Raw genomic sequence first — 1,939 nt, forward strand, 5'->3', positions numbered from 1 at the left:
GTGACAGTTTCGGATCAATAAGTGTCCTTTTCTGTCCTTCTCAACAACGACAATCACACGGATTGATTATCTGTCAAAAGGGCAAGCTTGGTAGCATTAGAGCCACTCCTAAAGGAATAAGGCGTCTTAACCAAGCTAGAGCAAGTCAAAGAGATCACGAAGGTAAGCCCCTAACTTATCAGCGCCTTGCACCAAGAGCAAGCTGAGCGCTAAAATAGTTCAGCAACAGTAAAGCAAAGATAGATAAGTGTCCTTTTCTAAGCTCTTGAGTCATAGTTTTGGACTTATTGACTGACTTTACTCCTAAAACCCTTGATTTTACCTAGAGCGGTGGATCGGTAGCGAGGGTGCATCTCACTTTTGTAAATTTTGCTAGTGGTGCTTTAGGGACGGGCTCGCCCTCATTTTGTCGGTAGCCAGTTTTAGGACAGTGCGTCCGGAAATGAAACGGGCAAGATGCCCATTTCACCCGTGATGCCTGTTCCATGCCTGATGCCCGTTCCACCCACCGGGTCAAACAGCTTTAATCAGATGTACCCGGTAGTGAAACCCAACCAAACCATTGCCAGGGTTGGGTTTCACTCTGTTCCACCCAACCTAGGAAGCCAGACAAGTCAGTCAAGCAGCAGTTTCGGATCAATAAGTGTCCTTTTCTGTCCTTCTCAACAACGACAATCAGACGGATTTGTTATATATGAGTAAACAGCGCAAGCCCCGTGGCGTTAGTGCCAGTCCTGAAGGACTAAAGCTTCTTAAAGATGCTAAAGCCAGTGGAATATATGACGAAGGTAAGTCCCTAACTTTTGACCGCCTTGCAGAAAGAGCAAACGAAATCAGCGATAGAACAGTTAAGCGCTTCTTCAAGGGAAAACCTGTGGATCTCGATTCTGCGATCGCAATTATCAAAGCTTTAAATCTAAAACCGGAAGATGTACTATTTTCAGAAGAATCCTTGCTATCAGAATCTATAGAACAAATCCAAGCCAAGGATACGGGAGACTCGGAGCGTGCGGGGGAGTTCATTAAGGGAATAGAGACAGGACTAAGTAAGTTTGAAAAACGTAAGGAGGCTAGCCTTGAAGCTATGGAATGGCTCAAGGCTAACCAAAAAGCTTTATCCCAAGAAGCTGCCGAAGCAGCTTTAAGGAAGCATTATGAACAGAATCAAAACAATGTAGATACAGATTACTCAGGAGATATTGAGGTATTTTCTAAAGAAATCCGAAAATACTTGAAGTTGATATATTTTTGTTTAGACGTAAGAAGTTGGGACTTGATGGATAGAGCAATAAAGGAATTAAAGATTCCTGTGAATAGGGATTTACAGCTTTATGTAGATGCACTAGATTTTATTAAAAACCAAAAGGTTAGTATAAGGTTTGCTCCCGAAGAAGCTAAATATCTAACCCTTTGCTTGAACTATCTCATCAAGATAATTCCTATAAGATGCTAAGTCGCTTTTTGAGTTAAAGCTTATATACAAAGTGTTATAGTTTTCCATAAATGTTTACCAGTCTTCATCCTCATCCTCTAGCCTTTGAAGCCTTGCTTTAATTTCTGCTTCCTTTACTTGTTCAATTTGCTCGATTGCCAACTCTAATATTTTAGCAGATTGTGGAAAGTAATAAAATTGTTTAACAAGTTCCTTTAAGTAAGTAATTAATTCGTCTTGAGGAAGTTGTGGCATCTTGAGTTTCTCTGTTTTATAAATTTTATATAGCTAAGCTAGCTTGAAATAAACTATAAAATCCAGGACAGTTAGGGACAGATAACTAAGTGTCCTTTTCTGTCCTTTTATAGTTCATTAACCCTGGTTTGCCCCAAGGCACAATCAAGATTGGGTAGAAGATAAATTATCCAGAAGCGATTTATGGTTTTCCATATCCTATAAATTTTTTCGGGATTAAAATCAGATATCCGGAGATAGCTAATTTTTTTT

At 40.0% G+C, this 1,939-nt stretch carries 2 protein-coding genes; one reads left to right on the forward strand and one right to left on the reverse strand.

The genetic code is table 11. From position 1 onward, the window contains the following. Window positions 1-643: 643 nt before the first annotated feature. On the forward strand, window positions 644-1,453 hold the full coding sequence (locus F6K38_RS40590) for a bilin-binding protein (RefSeq protein WP_287360503.1): 810 nt from the start codon (window positions 644-646) through the stop codon (window positions 1,451-1,453). Window positions 1,454-1,507: 54 nt separating this feature from the next. On the opposite strand, the gene F6K38_RS40595 is transcribed toward F6K38_RS40590, so the two are convergent. Beyond that, window positions 1,508-1,687, reverse strand: coding sequence for a hypothetical protein (locus tag F6K38_RS40595; protein ID WP_287265305.1), 180 nt, complete (start codon window positions 1,685-1,687; stop codon window positions 1,508-1,510). Between the last annotated feature and the right edge of the window lie 252 nt (window positions 1,688-1,939).

Origin of the sequence: Moorena sp. SIO3B2, from assembly GCF_010692525.1 — a bacterium.
GTDB lineage: Bacteria > Cyanobacteriota > Cyanobacteriia > Cyanobacteriales > Coleofasciculaceae > Moorena > Moorena producens.